The 17,182-nt window shown below is 62.6% G+C and carries 15 protein-coding genes; 5 read left to right on the plus strand and 10 right to left on the minus strand.

All coding sequences use genetic code 11. The features are described 5' to 3' along the window. Window position 1 precedes the first annotated feature (1 nt). The 3 genes from xdhA to ACEN84_RS28720 form a co-directional block, all read right to left on the minus strand. Window positions 2-1,483, minus strand: a complete 1,482-nt coding sequence (gene xdhA, locus ACEN84_RS28710) for a xanthine dehydrogenase small subunit (RefSeq protein ID WP_413711440.1) — start codon at window positions 1,481-1,483, stop codon at window positions 2-4. Window positions 1,484-1,485: 2 nt separating this feature from the next. Continuing rightward, the gene (gene uraH / locus ACEN84_RS28715) at window positions 1,486-1,851 is read right to left on the minus strand and encodes a hydroxyisourate hydrolase (RefSeq protein WP_413711441.1); all 366 of its coding nucleotides are present in this window, start codon (window positions 1,849-1,851) and stop codon (window positions 1,486-1,488) included. A gap of 203 nt (window positions 1,852-2,054) precedes the next feature. Next, window positions 2,055-3,344, minus strand: coding sequence for an NCS2 family permease (locus tag ACEN84_RS28720; protein ID WP_413711442.1), 1,290 nt, complete (start codon window positions 3,342-3,344; stop codon window positions 2,055-2,057). Between the two features lie 341 nt (window positions 3,345-3,685). On the opposite strand from ACEN84_RS28720, the gene ACEN84_RS28725 reads away from it, so the two are divergent. The 5 genes from ACEN84_RS28725 (at window position 3,686) to ACEN84_RS28745 (ending at window position 10,639) form a co-directional block, all read left to right on the plus strand. After that, on the plus strand, window positions 3,686-4,510 hold the full coding sequence (locus ACEN84_RS28725; protein WP_413711443.1) for a bifunctional allantoicase/(S)-ureidoglycine aminohydrolase: 825 nt from the start codon (window positions 3,686-3,688) through the stop codon (window positions 4,508-4,510). Window positions 4,511-4,632: 122 nt separating this feature from the next. After that, window positions 4,633-5,628 carry a hypothetical protein gene (locus tag ACEN84_RS28730; RefSeq protein WP_130281083.1) on the plus strand — a complete coding sequence of 332 codons (996 nt, stop codon included), beginning with the start codon at window positions 4,633-4,635 and terminating at the stop codon, window positions 5,626-5,628. A 603-nt stretch (window positions 5,629-6,231) separates the two neighbouring features. Further along, a complete protein-coding gene (locus tag ACEN84_RS28735) occupies window positions 6,232-7,062 on the plus strand; it encodes a methyltransferase domain-containing protein (RefSeq protein WP_413711444.1) in 831 nt (276 codons plus the stop codon). A 44-nt stretch (window positions 7,063-7,106) separates the two neighbouring features. Continuing rightward, a complete protein-coding gene (locus ACEN84_RS28740; RefSeq protein WP_413711445.1) occupies window positions 7,107-8,681 on the plus strand; it encodes an aldehyde dehydrogenase (NADP(+)) in 1,575 nt (524 codons plus the stop codon). A gap of 155 nt (window positions 8,682-8,836) precedes the next feature. Next, window positions 8,837-10,639, plus strand: a complete 1,803-nt coding sequence (locus ACEN84_RS28745) for an EAL domain-containing protein (protein WP_413711446.1) — start codon at window positions 8,837-8,839, stop codon at window positions 10,637-10,639. Window positions 10,640-10,655: 16 nt separating this feature from the next. Here ACEN84_RS28745 and ACEN84_RS28750 read toward each other — a convergent pair whose 3' ends face one another. The 7 genes from ACEN84_RS28750 to ACEN84_RS28780 all read right to left on the minus strand — a co-directional run bounded on the left by ACEN84_RS28750 (window position 10,656) and on the right by ACEN84_RS28780 (window position 17,047). Beyond that, window positions 10,656-10,985, minus strand: a complete 330-nt coding sequence (locus ACEN84_RS28750; protein ID WP_413711447.1) for a cupin domain-containing protein — start codon at window positions 10,983-10,985, stop codon at window positions 10,656-10,658. Window positions 10,986-10,992: 7 nt separating this feature from the next. Continuing rightward, window positions 10,993-11,748 carry a 2-dehydro-3-deoxy-D-gluconate 5-dehydrogenase KduD gene (gene kduD / locus ACEN84_RS28755; RefSeq protein ID WP_413711448.1) on the minus strand — a complete coding sequence of 252 codons (756 nt, stop codon included), beginning with the start codon at window positions 11,746-11,748 and terminating at the stop codon, window positions 10,993-10,995. Further along, a complete protein-coding gene (gene kduI / locus ACEN84_RS28760) occupies window positions 11,745-12,587 on the minus strand; it encodes a 5-dehydro-4-deoxy-D-glucuronate isomerase (protein WP_413711449.1) in 843 nt (280 codons plus the stop codon). The genes kduD and kduI overlap by 4 nt, the downstream gene beginning before the upstream one ends. 29 nt (window positions 12,588-12,616) lie before the next feature. Further along, entirely contained in the window at window positions 12,617-13,354 is a 738-nt protein-coding gene (locus tag ACEN84_RS28765) for an ATP-binding cassette domain-containing protein (RefSeq protein WP_413711450.1), read from the minus strand. After that, window positions 13,354-14,373 carry an ABC transporter permease gene (locus tag ACEN84_RS28770; protein WP_199625224.1) on the minus strand — a complete coding sequence of 340 codons (1,020 nt, stop codon included), beginning with the start codon at window positions 14,371-14,373 and terminating at the stop codon, window positions 13,354-13,356. The genes ACEN84_RS28765 and ACEN84_RS28770 overlap by 1 nt, the downstream gene beginning before the upstream one ends. A 66-nt stretch (window positions 14,374-14,439) precedes the next feature. Beyond that, window positions 14,440-15,390, minus strand: a complete 951-nt coding sequence (locus tag ACEN84_RS28775; RefSeq protein ID WP_112717750.1) for a substrate-binding domain-containing protein — start codon at window positions 15,388-15,390, stop codon at window positions 14,440-14,442. Between the two features lie 145 nt (window positions 15,391-15,535). Next, window positions 15,536-17,047 (minus strand): aldehyde dehydrogenase family protein, encoded by a 1,512-nt coding sequence (locus ACEN84_RS28780; protein ID WP_413712512.1) that lies wholly within the window; start codon window positions 17,045-17,047, stop codon window positions 15,536-15,538. Window positions 17,048-17,182 lie beyond the last annotated feature (135 nt).

The raw sequence follows: 17,182 nt of genomic DNA on the forward strand, positions 1-17,182 counted from the left end.
CTCACGCAGCCTCGTATCTGGACACCTGCGCCTGCTCGGCGCCCGATGTCGTTTCCAGGTAGAATCTGAGAAGAAGGTTTTTCGCGACCAACGCCCGGTATTCGGCGGTGGCGCGCATGTCGCTCAGCGGCGCATAATCCTCCGCATAACGCTCCATCGCGCGTTCAACGGTTGCCTCGGTCCAGGGCTGCCCGAGCAGCGCCTCCTCTACGGCAAAGGCCCGTTTCGGCGTCGCGGCCATGCCGCCATAGGCGATCCGGATGCCCGCGACCGTGCCATCGTTCGAAAGCTTGAGAGAGAAGGCCGCGAGCGTCGCCGTGATATCCTCGTCGCGGCGCTTCGTCACTTTGTAGACCGCGAATGTCTCATCGGCCGCAGGCACCGGCACATGCACGGCCTCGACGAATTCGCCGGGCTGGCGATCCTGCTTGCCGTAGGCGATGAAGAAATCCTGCAGCAAGATCGTGCGGCGCTCAGCGCCCTTGCGCAGGGTGAGCGTCGCACCCAGCGCAATCAGCGGCGGCGGCGTGTCGCCGATCGGCGAGCCGTTGGCGATGTTCCCACCGATCGTGCCCATGTTGCGCACCTGCTGGCCGCCGATGCGGTTCACCAATTCACCAAGCGCCGGAATGTGCTGCAACAGCGTCTCGATCGCCTCGGAATAGGTGACCCCGGCGCCGATCGAGATCAGACCGTCCTTCACCGCGACCGTCTTCAGTTCCCGAAGCCCCGCAATGAAGATGACCGGAGAAATCCGGCGCATATGCTTGGTGACCCAGAGCCCGACATCGGTGGAACCGGCTGCGACGGTAGCGGCCGGCGACGTTTCGAAAATCGCGGCGAAGTCGTCGAGATCGGCAGGGACGATCAGCTTTCCGCCGCCATTCTCGATTTCGACGCGCGCACCGTCCCGCAGCGCCTGCAATCGCGCGATCATCGTTGCGCGCTCGACGAGCAGCGGATCCCTGGCCGTCCGGCCATAGCTGGAGACGGCGCGGGCGGCGCGGAGGATCGGCTCATAACCGGTGCAGCGACAGAGATTGCCCTGAAGGGCGATTTCGATCTGCCGGTCGGATGGCTCCGGCGTCTGCATCCAGAGCCCGTAGAGCGACATGACGAAGCCCGGCGTGCAGAAGCCGCATTGCGAGCCGTGATAATCGACCATCGCCTGCTGCACCGGATGCAATCGCCCGTCGCGGCCGGAGAGATGCTCGACCGTCACCACATGGCAACCATCCAGCGATCCCAGGAAGCGGATGCAGGCATTGACGCTCTCATAGACAAGCCCGCCCGCCGGCGTCAGCCGCCCGACGAGCACGGTGCAAGCACCGCAATCGCCCTCGGCACAGCCTTCCTTGGTGCCCTTCAGCGAGCGCGAAAGGCGCAGCCAGTCGAGCAGCGTCTGATCCGGCGCGACATCGGAGAGAGCGATGTCCTGCCCATTAAGAATGAAGCGCAACTCTTGGCGGATGGCGACAGTCATCACTAGCTCCCGCGGTAGGTGGAATAGCTGAAGGGCGAGACAAGCAGCGGCACGTGGTAGTGGGCGCGTTCGTCGGCGATGGCAAAGCGGATCGGTATGATGTCGAGGAATTCGGCTGTGCCCGCAGTGCTCCGGAAATAATCGCCGGCGTGAAACCTTAGCTCATAGGTGCCAGCCCGCATCGCCTCGGCCGACAGCAGCGGCTGATCGCAGCGCCCATCGTCGTTGGTATTGACCGATTTTACGCGATGCGCCGTTTCGTCCTCGATGCGGTAGAGGTCGATGCGCAGCCTGTCGGCGGGCTTTCCGCGCACCGTATCCAGAACATGGGTCGTGAGCCGACCGGCTCCTGTTGCATGAGACTGCATGATTTCTCCCAAGCGTAGCACTCCTGTCTCCAATATCGGACAGGGCCATTCCCCTGAAAAGCAGCGAGATCCTTCGAGACTTTCAAGTTTTAGAGGGGGAATTGGGGGCAGGATTGGGCTTTACAAAGCCGCCATCACGTAAACCGGAACGCAAAAAGCCGGGCCGTCCCCTCGAACGGCCCGGTTTTATGTAGCTTTCGCGGCTAAGCGAAGAAGGCGAAGCGCACCACGAAGAGCGCCGCGACGATCTGCGTCGCTGGATGCAGAACCGACCAGCGGCCGGTGCCGATCTTCAGCACGACGTAGCTGATGAAGCCGAAAGCAAGACCATTGGCGATCGAGTAGGTGAAGGGCATGGCGAGCGCCGTCAGGGCTGCCGGTGCGGCTTCCGTCAGGTCGTCCCAATCGATCTCGGTGAGCTCGCGCATCATCAGGCCGGCGACATAGAGCAGAGCCGGGGCCGTGGCGTAGCTCGGCACCGAAGCGGCGAGCGGCGAGATGAAGAGCGCTGCCAGGAACAACACGGCGATAGCCAGCGCCGTGAGGCCGGTGCGGCCGCCAGCCTGCACGCCGGAGGCGCTTTCGACATAGGCGGTCGTGCTGCTGGTGCCCATCAGCGAGCCTGCGACGATCGCGGCACTGTCGGCGAGCAGCGCCCGGCTCAGGCGGTTCGGCCTGCCCTCTTCGATCAGCTTCGCGCGCTTGGCAACGCCGATCAGCGTGCCGGTGGCATCGAACACCTCTACGAGCACGAAGACGAGGATGACGTGCACCAGACCGCCATGCAGCGCACCGACGATATCGAGCTGCATGAATGTCGGCAGCATCGACGGCGGCATCGAGACGATGCCCTTGAACTCGCTGACGCCGAAGATCCAGGAGAGCACGGTAACGGCGAGAATGCCGATCAAGATTGCGCCGCGCACCTTCAGCGCATCGAGCACGGCAATCACGAAGAAGCCGAAGATCGCCAGCAGCGGACCGGTTTCGCGCAGATTGCCGAGACCAACGAGTGTCGCGGGATTGTCAACGACGATATTGGCGCTCTTCAGCGCGATGATCGCCAGAAACAGACCGATACCGGCGGCGATCGCGCTTCTCAGCGAATGCGGAATGCCATCGATCAGCCACCGCCGCACGCCTGTGACGGTCAGGAGCACAAAGATCATGCCCGAGATGAAGACCGCGCCGAGCGCCTGCTGCCAGGTAAAGCCGAGGGCGGCGACCACGGTGAAGGCGAAGAAGGCGTTGAGCCCCATGCCCGGCGCCATGCCGATCGGCCAGTTGGCGACCAGCGCCATGACGATCGAGCCGAGTGCTGCTGCCAGACAGGTGGCGACGAAGATCGCATCGCGATCCATGCCGGTGCTCGACAGAATGTCGGGGTTGACGAAGATGATATAGGACATCGTCAGGAACGTCGTGACGCCCGCGATGAGTTCGGTGCGCACGGTCGTACCGTGCTCCTGCAATTTGAAAAGCCGTTCGAACATAATTCCTCCCGAGGCGAGCGCTCCCGGCGCTGCCCTATGTCATGGGGCCGCCTGCATCTCCTCCGGATACAGGCGCAAGAAACCCGAAATCCGGAATTTTCCTGCTGAGAGGGATTGTGCTTTGCCTGAAAGCGCGGCGCTAGATCAGGATTTCCCCGAAAAAATGCAAAAGACTTTCAAATTTTAGCAACTGTTTCGGCGCGCTTTATTCTGCTCTTCAAGATCGCAGAGCGGCCGGCCAGACCGCCTGAAACGGCCGTCTGCAACGCTGCTCGGCCCGTTTCTGCCCCGATATCGTCGGGCACCCATCGATATATGCACAATAGTTCGCGGAGTGCAAAGTGACCAACCCTACCTACTTCTCGCCGCGCGGCGGCAACCCTGCCCAGACAGAGCTCTTGTCCGGCCGCGCCGTCTTCACGGAAGCCTATGCGGTCATCCCCAAGGGCGTGATGATGGATATCGTCACCAGCTACCTGCCCTTCTGGGAAAAGACGCGCCTCTGGGTGATTGCGCGCCCGCTTTCCGGTTTTGCTGAAACTTTCTCGCAATATATCATGGAAGTCGCCCCCGGCGGCGGCAGCGACCAGCCGGAGGCCGATCCGATGGCTGAAGGCGTGCTGTTCGTCGTCGAGGGGGAGATCAGCGTAGAGCTTGCGGGAGCGACTCATGTGCTCCGTCCCGGCGGATATGCCTTCCTGCCGCCCTCCTGCGGCTGGCGGCTGCGAAACCGTGGCGAGGAGACCGCACGCTTCCACTGGATCCGCAAAACCTATGAGAAGGTGGAAGGTCTCGGCACTCCCGAACCCATCTTCACCAACGAACAGGACATCGCGCCCTCTCCGATGGCGGGCACCGAGGGACGGTGGGCGACCACGCGTTTCGTCGATCCGCTCGATCTGCGCCACGACATGCACGTGACGATCGTCACATTCGAGCCGGGTGCGATCATTCCCTTCATGGAAACCCATGTCATGGAGCACGGCCTTTATGTGCTTGAAGGCAAGGCGGTCTACCGGCTCAATCAGGACTGGGTAGAGGTCGAAGCCGGAGACTTCATGTGGCTGCGCGCCTTCTGCCCGCAGGCCTGCTATGCCGGCGGACCCGGTAAGTTCCGCTACCTCCTCTACAAGGATGTGAACCGGCACATGAAGCTCGGGCGGTAACAATCAACCAGCAGATCGTTGCCCGGCTGTTAAAACTTATTAAACCATCATCTATAAGCTAGGTGGGATCGACCAACCCGCGCCGAACGAATAGTGCCGCGAAACTGCCAGGAGAATGCGCCGTGTCCAGAAGGTTTTCACTCCTTGGGTTTTCCGGTCTGGCGCTTCTCTCGATCGCGGCTTCCGCACAGGCGGCGCCGTCCGGCTCCACGATGCCGATCCCGAACTGGCTGATGGAACATGTCGGCGTCGACGACGGGCAGATCGCCCTGCCCGTCCTCCAGCGCGCGCGCAGTCTCTATTTCTCGAAGGTGGCCGAAGGCAAAGTCCGGAACGGCTGCTATTTCGCGATGGACGCTACGCGGCCGAACGACCCGGGCGACCAGTCGAGCGGCCGGTTCTATGTGATCTGCGAGGGCGACATGTCGTTCAGCGTGATCTCTTCCGGTCACGGTGGCGGGCGCAATCTTCAAGGTGTGGCGAATTTCTCCAATGGCCGGGAATGCGCCAAGAATTTCGGCAACGCGCTGGATTCCAACCTGACCGCCGGCGGCGCCTATCTGACGAGCGAGATCAAGACCTCCTTCAAAGGCTATTACCGCACCAGTGCCGACCGCCAGGCGGCCTTCATCCGCTCCTTCGTGCAGTTCGACGGGATCGGTGAGACCGCCAATGCCAGACAGCGGGCGATCGGTGGCCATGCGGCTGCCCTCGTATCCGGCATCTGCATGCAGAAGAAGCCCGACAGCCCCTATGCCAATAGCCAGGGTTATACGCCGCTCGGCAAACTCGTGACCTATGCGGGCGGTCGCAGCGACGGCTGCACCAGCTGGTCGCCATCCGATGCGCCAAAGGTTCTGTCCATGGTCGATGGCAACCCGACGACGCTCTACATCTACCCGGATTCCAGCGACATCAAAGCCGTCGCGCAAGCCGTCGCAGCCGGCCAATCGCCGGTCACCAACGGCAGCTACTGGAACGCCTCCTGCCTGAAAGCCATCGGCTCTCCGAAGTTCTGGCCGAAGGAAAAGCTCGAGCCGATCATCGCCCAGTACAAGGCCGATCATCCGCCGCAGCCGTCGCGCCCCGTGCCGATGTGCGACAGCACGACGAACTGATCCGAAGCGCGATCACTCGCAGAGAATAGCCTCTTCGAAAAAAAGAGGGCGCTCGACCAGAAGGGAGCGCCCGTACCAAATCTTCGGCGTCAGTTGCGGCGGAGGCCGAAGCTTGGTTGAGGACAATGTGACCCGAGTCGCAGGCCGAGCGCAAGCCGCAACGGAACAAGAGAAGAACATTTCGGCTTTACCGGCCTGATGGCTGCACAGGTTTTCCACCACTTGTCCACAGGCCAAGCTCTTGAAATAGCGCTATTCTCTGTTGCCGCAGGAACGTTTTGCTGCGGCTCTTCGGCCACGCGCCGTCAGACTTTCATCGGATTGATACCGTCATGTGCCTTGGAGGCGTATCATGTCCTCCTCCTTGAGCGCCAGGCGGCGGGTCGCTCGGAGACAGGGAGCGGCCGGCGCCATCGTTGGCCGCTCCCCGCAATTGCCGCCAACGGCGCTTCGGATGCAGCTCTTTTATCTGGCGTAAATGACCTCAAGATTGGCATTTATGCCGATAGGCCTCGGCCTCACGCCCGGCTATAAATCGGCATCCTGGCCGATGTTTGGCTCCTCGCCAGCACGGCCGCATGATGGCGACAGGAAGATCAGGCGATGGCCGAAAACCAATCCATTCAGCAATATTACGATCGTGGCAGCCTCAGGGAGCGTCTGGAAGCAGCGCTCGCGGCCGATGGCCTTGATGGCCGCGTGCTGGCGCCGGAGGATCTCGCGCCGCTCGACCAGTTTCATTCGCGCGGCCTAGCGGCAACGGTCGAGCTTGCCGATGCTCTCGATATCGATGGCTCGACAGCGGTACTCGATATCGGTTCGGGTCTCGGCGGGCCGTCGCGCTATCTCGCGGCGCGGTTCGGCTGCAAGGTCAAGGGCATCGATCTCAGCCCGTCCTTCGTCGATGCGGCGACCTTCCTGGCGGAGCGGACCGGCCTTTCCGGAAAGGTTGTCTACAAGCAGGCAAATGCGCTTGCCCTGCCGTTCGACGACGGCATGTTCGATCTCGCCTGGACGCAGCATGTCGCGATGAACATCGCGGATCGCGCCGGCTTCTACCGCGAGGCGTTCCGTGTCCTGCGGCCCGGCGGGAAGCTGGCGATCTATGACGTCGTCGCCGGCGAAGTCACTCCCATGCATTTCCCGGTACCATGGGCCGAGCAACCGGCGATGAGTTTTGTCGTGACCGCCGATGAGATGCGAGACGCGCTGGTTTCGCAGGGCTTCAGAGTCACGTCGTGGACGGATTGCACGGAAGCGGGTGCGGACTGGTTCGAGGCGCGCCAGCGCGCGCTGGCAGCAGCGGCGAAACCTCCGGCACTCGGCCTTCACGTCGTCATGGGCAGCGAGTTCGGCATTGCCGGCCGCAATCTCGGGCGCAATCTGCGCGAAGGCAGGGCCGGCCTCATTCAGGCGATTGCGCAAAAGCCCTGATCGCATTACCGGCAAGAATGAAGAATATCGACGGAGACAATTTCATGTCAGATCGCATCACCGGGGCCGCCTTGATCGGCAATAGCGACGTGGCTCCCGGCCAAAAGACGCTGATCGCGTATAATCCCGCGACATCGGCAACCCTTACACCCGAATTCCGCAATTCCTCCGAGGAAGACATCGCCCGCGCCTGCGACCTCGCCTGGAATGCGTTCGACCGCTACCGCCAGCTACCGATCGCAACACGCGCCGCTTTCCTGGACGCAATCGCCGAAGAGATCGACGCCTCGCAGGCGGCCATCATCGAACGCGCAGGTGCGGAAAGCGGCCTGCCGGAGGGGCGGCTCAAGGGCGAATTTGCACGCACACTGAACCAGTTGCGCCTCTTTGCTCAGACTGTGCGCGATGGCGAATGGCTCGATCTGCGCATCGATAGCGCCCTGCCGGATCGCCAGCCGCTGGCACGCCCGGATCTGCGCATGCGCCAGATCCCGCTTGGCCCCGTGGCGGTTTTCGGATCGAGCAACTTTCCGCTCGCCTTCTCGGTTGCGGGCGGAGACACCGCGTCGGCGCTGGCTGCCGGATGCCCTGTCGTCGTCAAGGGCCATCCCGCACATCTCGGCACCGGCGAACTTGTCGCCCGCGCCATCCGCAGCGCCGCAGAACGGATGGGAATGTCGGAAGGTGTGTTCTCCTATCTCCCCGGCGAAATCGCCAGCGGCACGGCACTGGTCAAGAACCCGAAGATCAAGGCGGTCGGTTTCACCGGTTCGCGCCGCGGCGGCCTTGCTCTGGTGGCGCTGGCTTCGGCCCGCCCCGAGCCAATCCCCGTCTATGCCGAAATGAGCAGCGTCAATCCCGTCTTCGTCATGCCGCAGGCGATCGAGAAGCGCGCTGCAGCGATCGCCAAGGGCTATGCCGCATCGCTGACGCTCGGCGCCGGCCAATATTGCACCAGCCCGGGCCTGATGTTCGTGCAGCAGAGTGCCGGGCTTTCGGCTTTCCTTCAGACGCTTGAGGCCGAGCTCGGCGCCCACCAGCCCGCACCGATGCTGACGAGCGGCATTCACGCAGCCTACGAAGCCGGGCGTGATGCGCTTGCCGCTCACGACGGCGTGTCGGCGGCTGCCGAAAGCCAGCCGCCCGCAGGGCCGAACCGCGGCCGCGCGGCGGTGTTCAAGACCGATGTGAGGAGCTTCCTCGCCAACCCGGAGCTAAGCCAGGAAATCTTCGGATCGGCCTCGCTGCTGATTGTCTGCGACAGCGTCGATGAAATGCGGGATGCCGCCGAACAGCTCGAGGGACAGCTGACGGCAACGCTGCATCTCGAGCCCGAGGACGTCGCCGCAGCCGGACCGCTCATTCCGGTTCTTGAGCGGCGCGCCGGGCGCATCCTCGCCAACGGCTGGCCGACGGGCGTCGAAGTCTCTCACGCCATGGTTCACGGCGGCCCCTTCCCGGCGACGTCGGACAGCAGCACGACCTCGGTCGGCACGCTCGCGATCCGCCGCTTCCTGCGGCCGGTCTGCTACCAGGATATGCCGCAGGCGCTCCTTCCCGCCGAGTTGCAGCCCGGCACGCTTGAAGCCCTTCCGCATCTCGTCGACGGGAAGCGCTAACCTGCGAGACTGGGAGGTGCCGGTTGCGAAGATCGGCATCTCCCGACAGTCGGCTTACATTAAAAAACAACGATAGATCGTATTTTAGCAGTTCCGGAAACGAGATTTGTGGTCTCTGCGCCTACCCTGAGTATTCCAACCTCATTGGCGCCGATATGCTCGAACTGCAAAACAAAGTTCTCGAACGGATCGCCAAGGGCGAGCCGCTCACCGAAACATTGGAAACATTGTGCCGTCTGGTGGAAGCCCGCCTGCCGGGCATTCAATGTTCGGTCCTTCGCGTTGAAAACGGCGTGCTGCACCCGCTCGCAGCCCCTTCCCTGCCGAAGCATTACAGCGATGCACTCGACAATCTGGAGATCGGCCCGCTTGCCGGTTCCTGTGGCACCGCCGCCTATTATGGCGTCCCCGTCATCGTCACGGATATCGCGAGCGACGCGCGCTGGGCCAAATACAGGGCGCTTGCCCTGCCGCTCGGGCTCCTAGGCTGCTGGTCGACGCCTGTTATCAGCGGCGGCAAGGTCATCGCCACCTTCGCCCTCTATTTCGGCAACGGCCGCCATCCGGAGAGCCACGACAAGGAAGTCATCGAGACCTGTACGCATCTTTGCGCAATTGCGATCGAGCGCGACGAGCGCACCCGGGAAAGGGAGCGCCTCACCTATACGGATGCGCTGACGGGACAGGCCAATCGGGCGCGCTTCAACGAAGTGCTGCACGGCCTGCAGGCCGCAAACAGCGACTTCGGCCTGCTGCTTGCCGATATCGACAACCTCAAACTGGTCAACGACACGTTCGGCCATGGCGCGGGCGACGCCCTGATCCAGACGGTGGCGCGGCGTATTGCTGCCGCCGTCCCCAGGGATCGGACCTTCCGGCTCGGTGGCGACGAATTTGCCGTGATCTTCGACGGCATCGGCATCGATGAGCTGACCGAGCACTGCAACGCCATACTCCGTGAAATCAAGCGCCCGGCGCAATGCGACAGGCACGTCGTCTTCCCGTCGGTGACCGCAGGCGGCGCTATCTCCGGCAACGGCGACGCGCGCCAGAACGCCGATATCGCGCTCTATCACGGCAAGTCGCGCTATCGCGGCCAGTTCACCGCCTATTATCCCGGCATGGGCACGGCGCTGACACGCAGGTTCCGCGCAATTCGCGATGTCGGCATTGCGCTCGCCGAAGGACGGATCGAGGCGCATTACCAGCCGATCGTTCGCCTCAACACGAAGGAGATCGTCGGCTTCGAAGCGCTTTGCCGGATGCGGACGGCCTCGGGCGACGTCGTGGCCGCAGCGCATTTCCACGAGGCGATGCTGGATGGCGATATCGCATTGCAGATCACCGAGCTCATGCTCGTCACCGTCGCCGCCGACATGCGCCGCTGGCTCGATCTCGGCCTGCCGCTGCAACACGTCGGCCTGAACCTGTCAGCCGCGGATTTCCACACCGGCAATCTCCAGGCAAAGCTGCAGGAGCATTTCACCGCAAAGGGCGTGCCGCTGGAACATGTGATCCTGGAGGTGACCGAGTCCGTCTATCTCGACCCCCGCGACCACATGATCGGCGAGGAGATCAGCGCCTTCCGGGAACAGGGGCTGCGCGTCGCGCTCGACGACTTCGGCACGGGCTATGCCTCCCTCACCCACCTGCTCACCGTTCCCGTCGATATCATCAAGATAGACAAATCCTTCGTCGATCGGCTGATCCACGAGGAGCCGGGCGCCGCTATCGTCGAAGGCCTTGTCGGCATCGCCGGCAAGCTCGGCATCCGCGTCGTTGCCGAAGGCATCGAGACCGAAAGCCAGGTCTCGGATCTCGTTGCGATGGGATGCGTGCTCGGCCAGGGCTTCCTATTCTCTCGCGCCGTCGACTTCGACACGGCAACCGAGCTACTCAGGACAAAAGGGCAGAGACCATCGGCAGACGCCGGCGCGCTTACGCGCGTCGGTGTTTGATGGGGTCTCTGACCGCTTATAAGAAATCGTCGCGGCGCGGCGTGAACGTGTCGATCAACAGGCCGGGCGCTAGCGCCACGACGCCGTGGACGAGGTTCGGGGCGACGATGAAGCTGCTGCCCTGCTCCAGCCGGGTCGTCTCGCCATCGACGGTGACGTCGAACGCGCCCTCCGCGACATAGCTCACCTGCGTATGCGGATGGGAATGCGGCGCGCCGACTGCACCTTCCTCGAAGCGGAAGGCGACCAGCATCATTTCGGGTCTCTGGCTCAGAACGGCGCGGCGATTGCCGGGGGCGACCTCGGTCCAGACCGTGTCTTCGGGAAGGGAGAAGAATGACATCATGATCCTTTCATCGGGCTAGCCATCCGCCGTCGACGGGAAGGATGGCGCCATGCACATAATCGGAAGCGGGAGCGGAAAGGAAGATCGCCGCACCCACCATATCGTCCGGCCGCGCCCAGCGGCCCGCCGGAATTCGCTTCAGGATATCGGCGCTGCGCTCGGCATCCGCGCGTAGCGCTTCGGTATTATTGGTCTCGACATAGCCGGGCGCAATCGCATTGACGTTGATACCCCGGCTCGCCCATTCATTCGCCATCAGTCGCGTCAGACCCGCAAGGCCGCTCTTTGCGGCCGTGTATGAGGGAACGCGGATACCGCCTTGAAAAGACAGGAGAGAGGCGATGTTGATGATCTTGGCGCGGCGTCCGGACGCGATCGCATTCTTCGCAAAGGATTGGCTGAGGAAGAAGGCCGATTTCAGATTGGTGTCAATGACGGCATCCCAATCCTCTTCGGTGAAATCCAGCGCGTCGGCACGGCGGATGATGCCGGCATTGTTGACGAGGATATCAGGAGAGGCTCCGGCAGCGACGGCCTGATCGACAACGGCGCGTGCGGCCTCTGTCTTTGAAAGATCGGCAGTGATGGCGTGAAAGCTGCGGCGGTGGCCGCGCACCAGCGCCTCCGTTTGCGTCATTGCCGAGCGCCCGACGCCGATGATGTCGGCGCCGACGCTTGCAAGGCCCGCTGCGATCGCCTGGCCTATGCCGGTATTGGCACCGGTGACGATGGCGCAGCGGCCCCTCAGATCGAAACCGGTCACCGCAGCGCGTCCATCGGAACCTTGTCCATATCGGTAAAGCTCATGTTGTCACCGGCCATCGCCCAGATGAAGGCGTAGCGGCCGGTGCCGGCGCCCGAATGGATCGACCATCCCGGCGAGAGGACCGCGTCGTGGTTCTTCAGGACGACGTGCCGGGTTTCGCTCGGCTCTCCCATGAAGTGGAAGATGCGCGTCTGCTCCTGCATGCCGAAATAGAGATAGACCTCCATCCGCCTGTCATGGACATGCGCCGGCATCGTGTTCCAGACCGAACCCGGCTCGAACATCGTCAGCCCGACGAGAAGCTGGCAGCTGTCGCAGACATCGGGATGCACATACTGGTTGATGGTGCGCGCATTGGATTCCTCGGCCGAACCAAGCGCCACCTTGCGCGCCATATCGCGGGTGATGAGGACCGTCGGGCAGGCGCGATGCGCCGGCGCGCTCAGCAGATAGAAGAGCGCCGGCTCGTCAGCATCGCGGCTCTCGAAGCGAAGGGCTGACGCCCCCATGCCGATATAGAGCGCCTCCTGGAAACCGAGTTCATAAGTCTTGTCGCCAATCGTGACACTACCGGCACCGCCGATATTGACGATTGCCGCCTCGCGGCGTTCGAGAAAGGCATCCGTCCCGGTCTCGGGAACGCGGGAGATTTCGAGGGACTCCCGGGTCGGCGAGACACCGCCGACGATCATCCGGTCGAGATGGCTGTAGGTCAGGTTGATCTCGCCTGGGCGGAACAGGTTTTCGATGACGAAGCCTTCACGCAGCCCCTGCGTATTGCGGCGCGCGGCATCCTCAGGCCCGACGACCTGGCGGGTTTTGACAGATAGGGTCATTCATTTGCCTCTTGTCTTGAACATCTGCGTCAGCTCAGCACGACATATTCGGTCAATTGCCCGACGGTCGTGTCGGCCTTTTCGACGTCGAATACCTTCGTTCCGTGGCTCATGATCACGAAGCGATCGCAGACCTGGTAGGCATGGTAGAGATTGTGAGTGACGAGCACGCTGGAGACATTCTCGGCCTTCAGCTTCAGCACCTGGTTGAGCAGCGCTTCCGTTTCGCGAACCGAGAGAGCCGAGGTCGGCTCGTCGAGCAGCAGGACGCGCTTCTTGAAATAGACGGCGCGGGCGATTGCCACCGCCTGCTTCTGGCCGCCGGAAAGATTGCCGACGAGCGTATCGGGCGAGTCGATGCCGGCGATATGGACGGCGTTCTTCAGCACTTCCATGGCAATCTCGCGCATCTCTGCCTGCTTGAGAAAACCGAAACGATCGGTCAATTCGCGGCCCATGAAGATGTTGCGCGTGATCGAGAGGGAATCGACCAGCGCCGTATGCTGGTAGATCGTCTCGATGCCGGCGTCGGCGGAATCCGAACGGCAAGTGAAGAGCGTCCGCTTGCCGTCGACTGTCAGATATCCATCGGTCGGCTTGTGGATGCCGGAGATCAGGTTGACCGTCGTCGATTTCCCTGCGCCGTTGTCGCCGAGCAGGCCCACCACTTCGCCTTCGCCGATATGGAAGCTCAGGTTGCTGAGCGCCGTCAGCGCGCCAAAACTCTTGGAGATATTGTGGAGTTCGAGAAGATTGGGTTTCGACATCACGCAAGCCCCCGCCGCTCGATGAGATGGTTGAATATTGCCGCCAGCACGATGAGCGTCGCGATGAACATGTCGAGATAGAAGCCCGGCGCTCTCAGGAGCAGCAGCACATCGGTGATGGTGTGGATGAGGAGCACGCCGAGGAAGATTCCGATGATCGATCCCCGGCCGCCGCGCAGCGACAGGCCGCCGATGACGCAGGCTGCGATCGCCTGCAGTTCAAGACCGGCGCCCTGTCCCGGCTGAACGCTGCCGACGCGCGTCGTTGCCAGGATCCCGGCAACGGCCGCCATGCCACCGGCGATCGCAAATCCGATCAGCTTGACGCGGCCGGTATTGATGCCGATCGCTTCCGCTGCGCCGCGATTGCCACCGGTCGCAAACACGTGGTTGCCGAAGCGGTGGCTGTGCAGCAGCAGATGGAAGGCTGCGACCAGCAGGATGATCCAGATGAAGGCCGCATTGATGCCGAAAAGGCTGCCCGAGAAAAGGCTCGTGAAGGCGGCTTCCGGATCGAAGCGGACCTGAACAGCGCCGTTATAGAGCAGCACGGCGCCCCGCCAGAACAGCAGGCCGCCAAGCGTCACGATGAATGATGGCAGCCCGAAGCGCAGCGTGATCTGGCCGTTCAGAAGCCCGATCATCACGCCCGCCAGAATGCCAATCGGCGCGGCGATGAAGGCGCTGATGCCGAGATTGACGAGGCTTGCCATCAGGATGGCGGTAAAGGTGTAGACGGAGCCGATCGACAGATCGAACTCGCCGGATATCATCAGCACGCCGGCGCCGAGCGCCAGGCAGCCGAGCACCGGGATCGCCTTCATCAGGATCGTCAGGTTCTGCGGCGACAGGTAGCGAAAGTCATCGGGATAGAGGAGCGCTCCGACGATGCAGACGATCTGCAGCGTCATGAAGACGAGGAATATTGCGCCTGCCGGCTTGCCCATGATCTGTTTGAGGATCGATTGTTTCTGGGTCCGCGACCGGGGCGCGGCACTCTCTGCAAGAATAGGTGTCACGGTCTGGTACTCGATTTTTGGGAGAGCGGGGAACCGGCCATAAAGGCGGTTCCCCTTGTCTGTCGCTTAGCGGTAGCTGCCGATCAGCGGTTTGACCGAGCTGATGCGCGACTTGTCTAGGAAGGCGCCCTGGCCGGTGTCGACGTCGGTCGGCGTCAGGCCGTATTTCTTGGCGAGCGCGATCTGGGCGATCGGATAGTAACCCTGCAGGTAAGGCTGCTGGTCCATGGTGGCGAACATCGCACCCGATTCGACCGCGTTGACGATCTCGACCGCCAGGTCGAAACCGCCGAACGGGATCTTGGCGCCGGCATCCTTGATTGCGCCTGCCCCGACGGTCGAGGTAACCGAGCCGGTGCCGAACAGCGCCTTGACGTTAGGATTGGCGACCAGGAACTGGGCGATGATGTTCTGCGCCTCGGCCGGGTCCAGGCCGGCGCGTACGGTCTCGACCTTGATGCCGGCTTCCTTCATCGACTTTTCGATACCGCCGCCGCGGGCGACCGCGAAGCTCGCCTCGGGAATTTCGCGCGGATTGAAGACGACGTCGCCGGACTTCAGGCCGAACTCCTTGATCATGCGATTTCCGAGTTCATAGCCCGATGCGAACTCATCCATGCCGACATAGGCCTGGCGGCAATTGCCCTTGGCGCCTTCGAGGTCGTCATTGTTGAAGCCGATGACGATGATGCCAGCCTTGACGGCCGCGCAGATGCTGCTGTCGAACGCATCCGAAGAGGAGATCGCCACGGCGATGCCGTCGACGCCGCTTGCCGTTGCGCTCTCGATCAGGTCGTTCTGGCGAACCGGATCGTTGTTGGCATATTGCACGTCGAGATCGACGCCGAACTGTGCCGCTGCATCTTGTGCGCCCTTCACCACGGGGTTAAAGAACTGCACACTCGGATCAAGATAGATGATCATCGTCGCCTTGACGTCTGCGGCAAGCGCCGTCGACGAGGCCATGGCGGCAAAGCCCGCGGCAAGCACCGCGGCTTTAAGATTGGTCAGTTTCATTTGCGTATCCTCCCTTTGGATGTGCAATACGGGTCGAAAGACCCAATTCTCGGCTGGCGAGCTCCGACCAAAGATCGCGCCAGCCGAGATTTCCCCCATCAAGCCCTTCCGCTCTCCTGCCTTGGCGAAAGGACCTGCTTAATCGTCAGGCGAACCAGGGCGCCGGACGCCCGAGCGTCACGTGGATGCCCTTGAACTGCGAATATTCGTCGAAGCCGTAGCGGCCGAGCTCGCGGCCGAGGCCGCTTTTCTTGTATCCGCCGATCGGAAGTTCCGGCGTGCCGTCGATGACGCTGTTGATCCAGCAGCGTCCGGCCCTGATGCGGCGGATGCTCTGCAGCGCGGTTTCGAGATCCTTGGTCCAGACGGAGGCCGAGAGCCCGTAATCGCTGGCATTCGCCATCGCCACGGCCTCGTCCGCGGTCTTGAAGGTCAGCGTCGAGAGCACAGGCCCGAAGATTTCTTCGCGGGCGATCGACATTTCGGGCGTGACGCCTGCAAAGACCGTGGGCGCATAATAGAGACCGGCCCCCTCGCCTGCCCGCGCGCCGCCGAGCAGCAGTTCGGCGCCTTCTCTGACGCCCGCTTCGACATAGGAGTGGACCTTGGCGGCGTGGGCCTCCGAGATCATTGCACCGATCTTGGTGCGCTCGTTCAGCGGATCGCCGAAGGTGACCTTGCGCGAGATATCGAGCAGCCGCTCCATCAGCGCATCGCGAATGCCTTCCTGGACGAGAAGACGGCTGCCGGAAATGCAGCACTGCCCGGCATTGTGATAGACGCCATAGGCGATGCCATCGGCGGCGGCGTCCAGATCGGCATCGGCAAAGACGATCTGCGGACCCTTGCCGCCAAGCTCCAGGCCGACACGCTTGACGCTGCGCGCTGCGATCTCGCCGAGCTTGGTGCCGACGCGCACCGAGCCGGTGAATGCGACCATATCGGTGCCGGGATTTTCGGCGAGCACCTGCCCGGCCGGATCGCCGTAGCCGGTGACGACGTTGAAGACGCCGTCGGGAATACCGGCTTCGCGGGCCAGCTCCGCCATGCGGATCGAGGTGCCCGAGGTGAATTCCGAGGGCTTCAGGACGACGGTGCAACCGGCACCGATCGCCCAGGGAACGCGCTCGGAGGCGATGATGAAGGGGAAATTCCACGGCGTGATGATGCCGACGACGCCGACCGGTTCGCGAAGCACGAGGCCGAGGCGGTCATCGCCGATATTATTGTGGGACTGCCCTTCGAGCGCACGAGCCTGACCCGCGGCATAAGACCAGAGATCGGCGCAGAAGCCGATTTCGCCACGGGCCTGCGCGATCGGCTTGCCGACCTCCAGGCTTTCGACCAATGCCAGCTCTTCCTGCTTCTGCAGGATGAGATCGGCGACCTTGAACATCAGCCGGGAGCGCTCGGCGCCCGACATCCGCGGCCAGGGGCCGGTATCGAAGGCGCGGCGTGCAGCCGCGATCGCCTGTCTCACGTCATCCGCCGAAGCATCCGGCCATGTGCCGACCACGACACCCGCATGCCCGGGGCTGACGCGATCGATCGTCTTGCCCGACGATGCGTCGACAGACTTGCCATCGACAAGCATCTGATAGCGGGATTTAATGTGCAGACGCGGATCACTGGAATCGGGCGTGATGAAGTTCGACATTTTAGACAACAATGCTTCCTCAAGGCCGGACGCAAACTGCCGGCCCCTCCCTATTTGCCCGGCTTTTGCACTGCCGGATTTATGTTGCGTTTGAATTGTATGGTACTGTATGGTGGTTTTAAATGGATGTCAACG

It is taken from the genome of Rhizobium sp. Rhizsp82, from assembly GCF_047325115.1.
Lineage (GTDB): Bacteria > Pseudomonadota > Alphaproteobacteria > Rhizobiales > Rhizobiaceae > Rhizobium.

What these genes read in the sequence shown, in the direction of transcription:
- ACEN84_RS28765 (WP_413711450.1), bottom strand. Translation starts at nt 13,354, where the DNA reads ATGTCGAAACCCAATCTTCTCGAACTCCACAATATCTCCAAGAGTTTT.
- ACEN84_RS28735 (WP_413711444.1), top strand. Translation starts at nt 6,232, where the DNA reads ATGGCCGAAAACCAATCCATTCAGCAATATTACGATCGTGGCAGCCTC.
- ACEN84_RS28780 (WP_413712512.1), bottom strand. Translation starts at nt 17,047, where the DNA reads ATGTCGAACTTCATCACGCCCGATTCCAGTGATCCGCGTCTGCACATT.
- ACEN84_RS28745 (WP_413711446.1), top strand. Translation starts at nt 8,837, where the DNA reads ATGCTCGAACTGCAAAACAAAGTTCTCGAACGGATCGCCAAGGGCGAG.
- kduI (WP_413711449.1), bottom strand. Translation starts at nt 12,587, where the DNA reads ATGACCCTATCTGTCAAAACCCGCCAGGTCGTCGGGCCTGAGGATGCC.
- ACEN84_RS28720 (WP_413711442.1), bottom strand. Translation starts at nt 3,344, where the DNA reads ATGTTCGAACGGCTTTTCAAATTGCAGGAGCACGGTACGACCGTGCGC.
- ACEN84_RS28775 (WP_112717750.1), bottom strand. Translation starts at nt 15,390, where the DNA reads ATGAAACTGACCAATCTTAAAGCCGCGGTGCTTGCCGCGGGCTTTGCC.
- uraH (WP_413711441.1), bottom strand. Translation starts at nt 1,851, where the DNA reads ATGCAGTCTCATGCAACAGGAGCCGGTCGGCTCACGACCCATGTTCTG.
- ACEN84_RS28750 (WP_413711447.1), bottom strand. Translation starts at nt 10,985, where the DNA reads ATGATGTCATTCTTCTCCCTTCCCGAAGACACGGTCTGGACCGAGGTC.
- xdhA (WP_413711440.1), bottom strand. Translation starts at nt 1,483, where the DNA reads ATGACTGTCGCCATCCGCCAAGAGTTGCGCTTCATTCTTAATGGGCAG.
- ACEN84_RS28740 (WP_413711445.1), top strand. Translation starts at nt 7,107, where the DNA reads ATGTCAGATCGCATCACCGGGGCCGCCTTGATCGGCAATAGCGACGTG.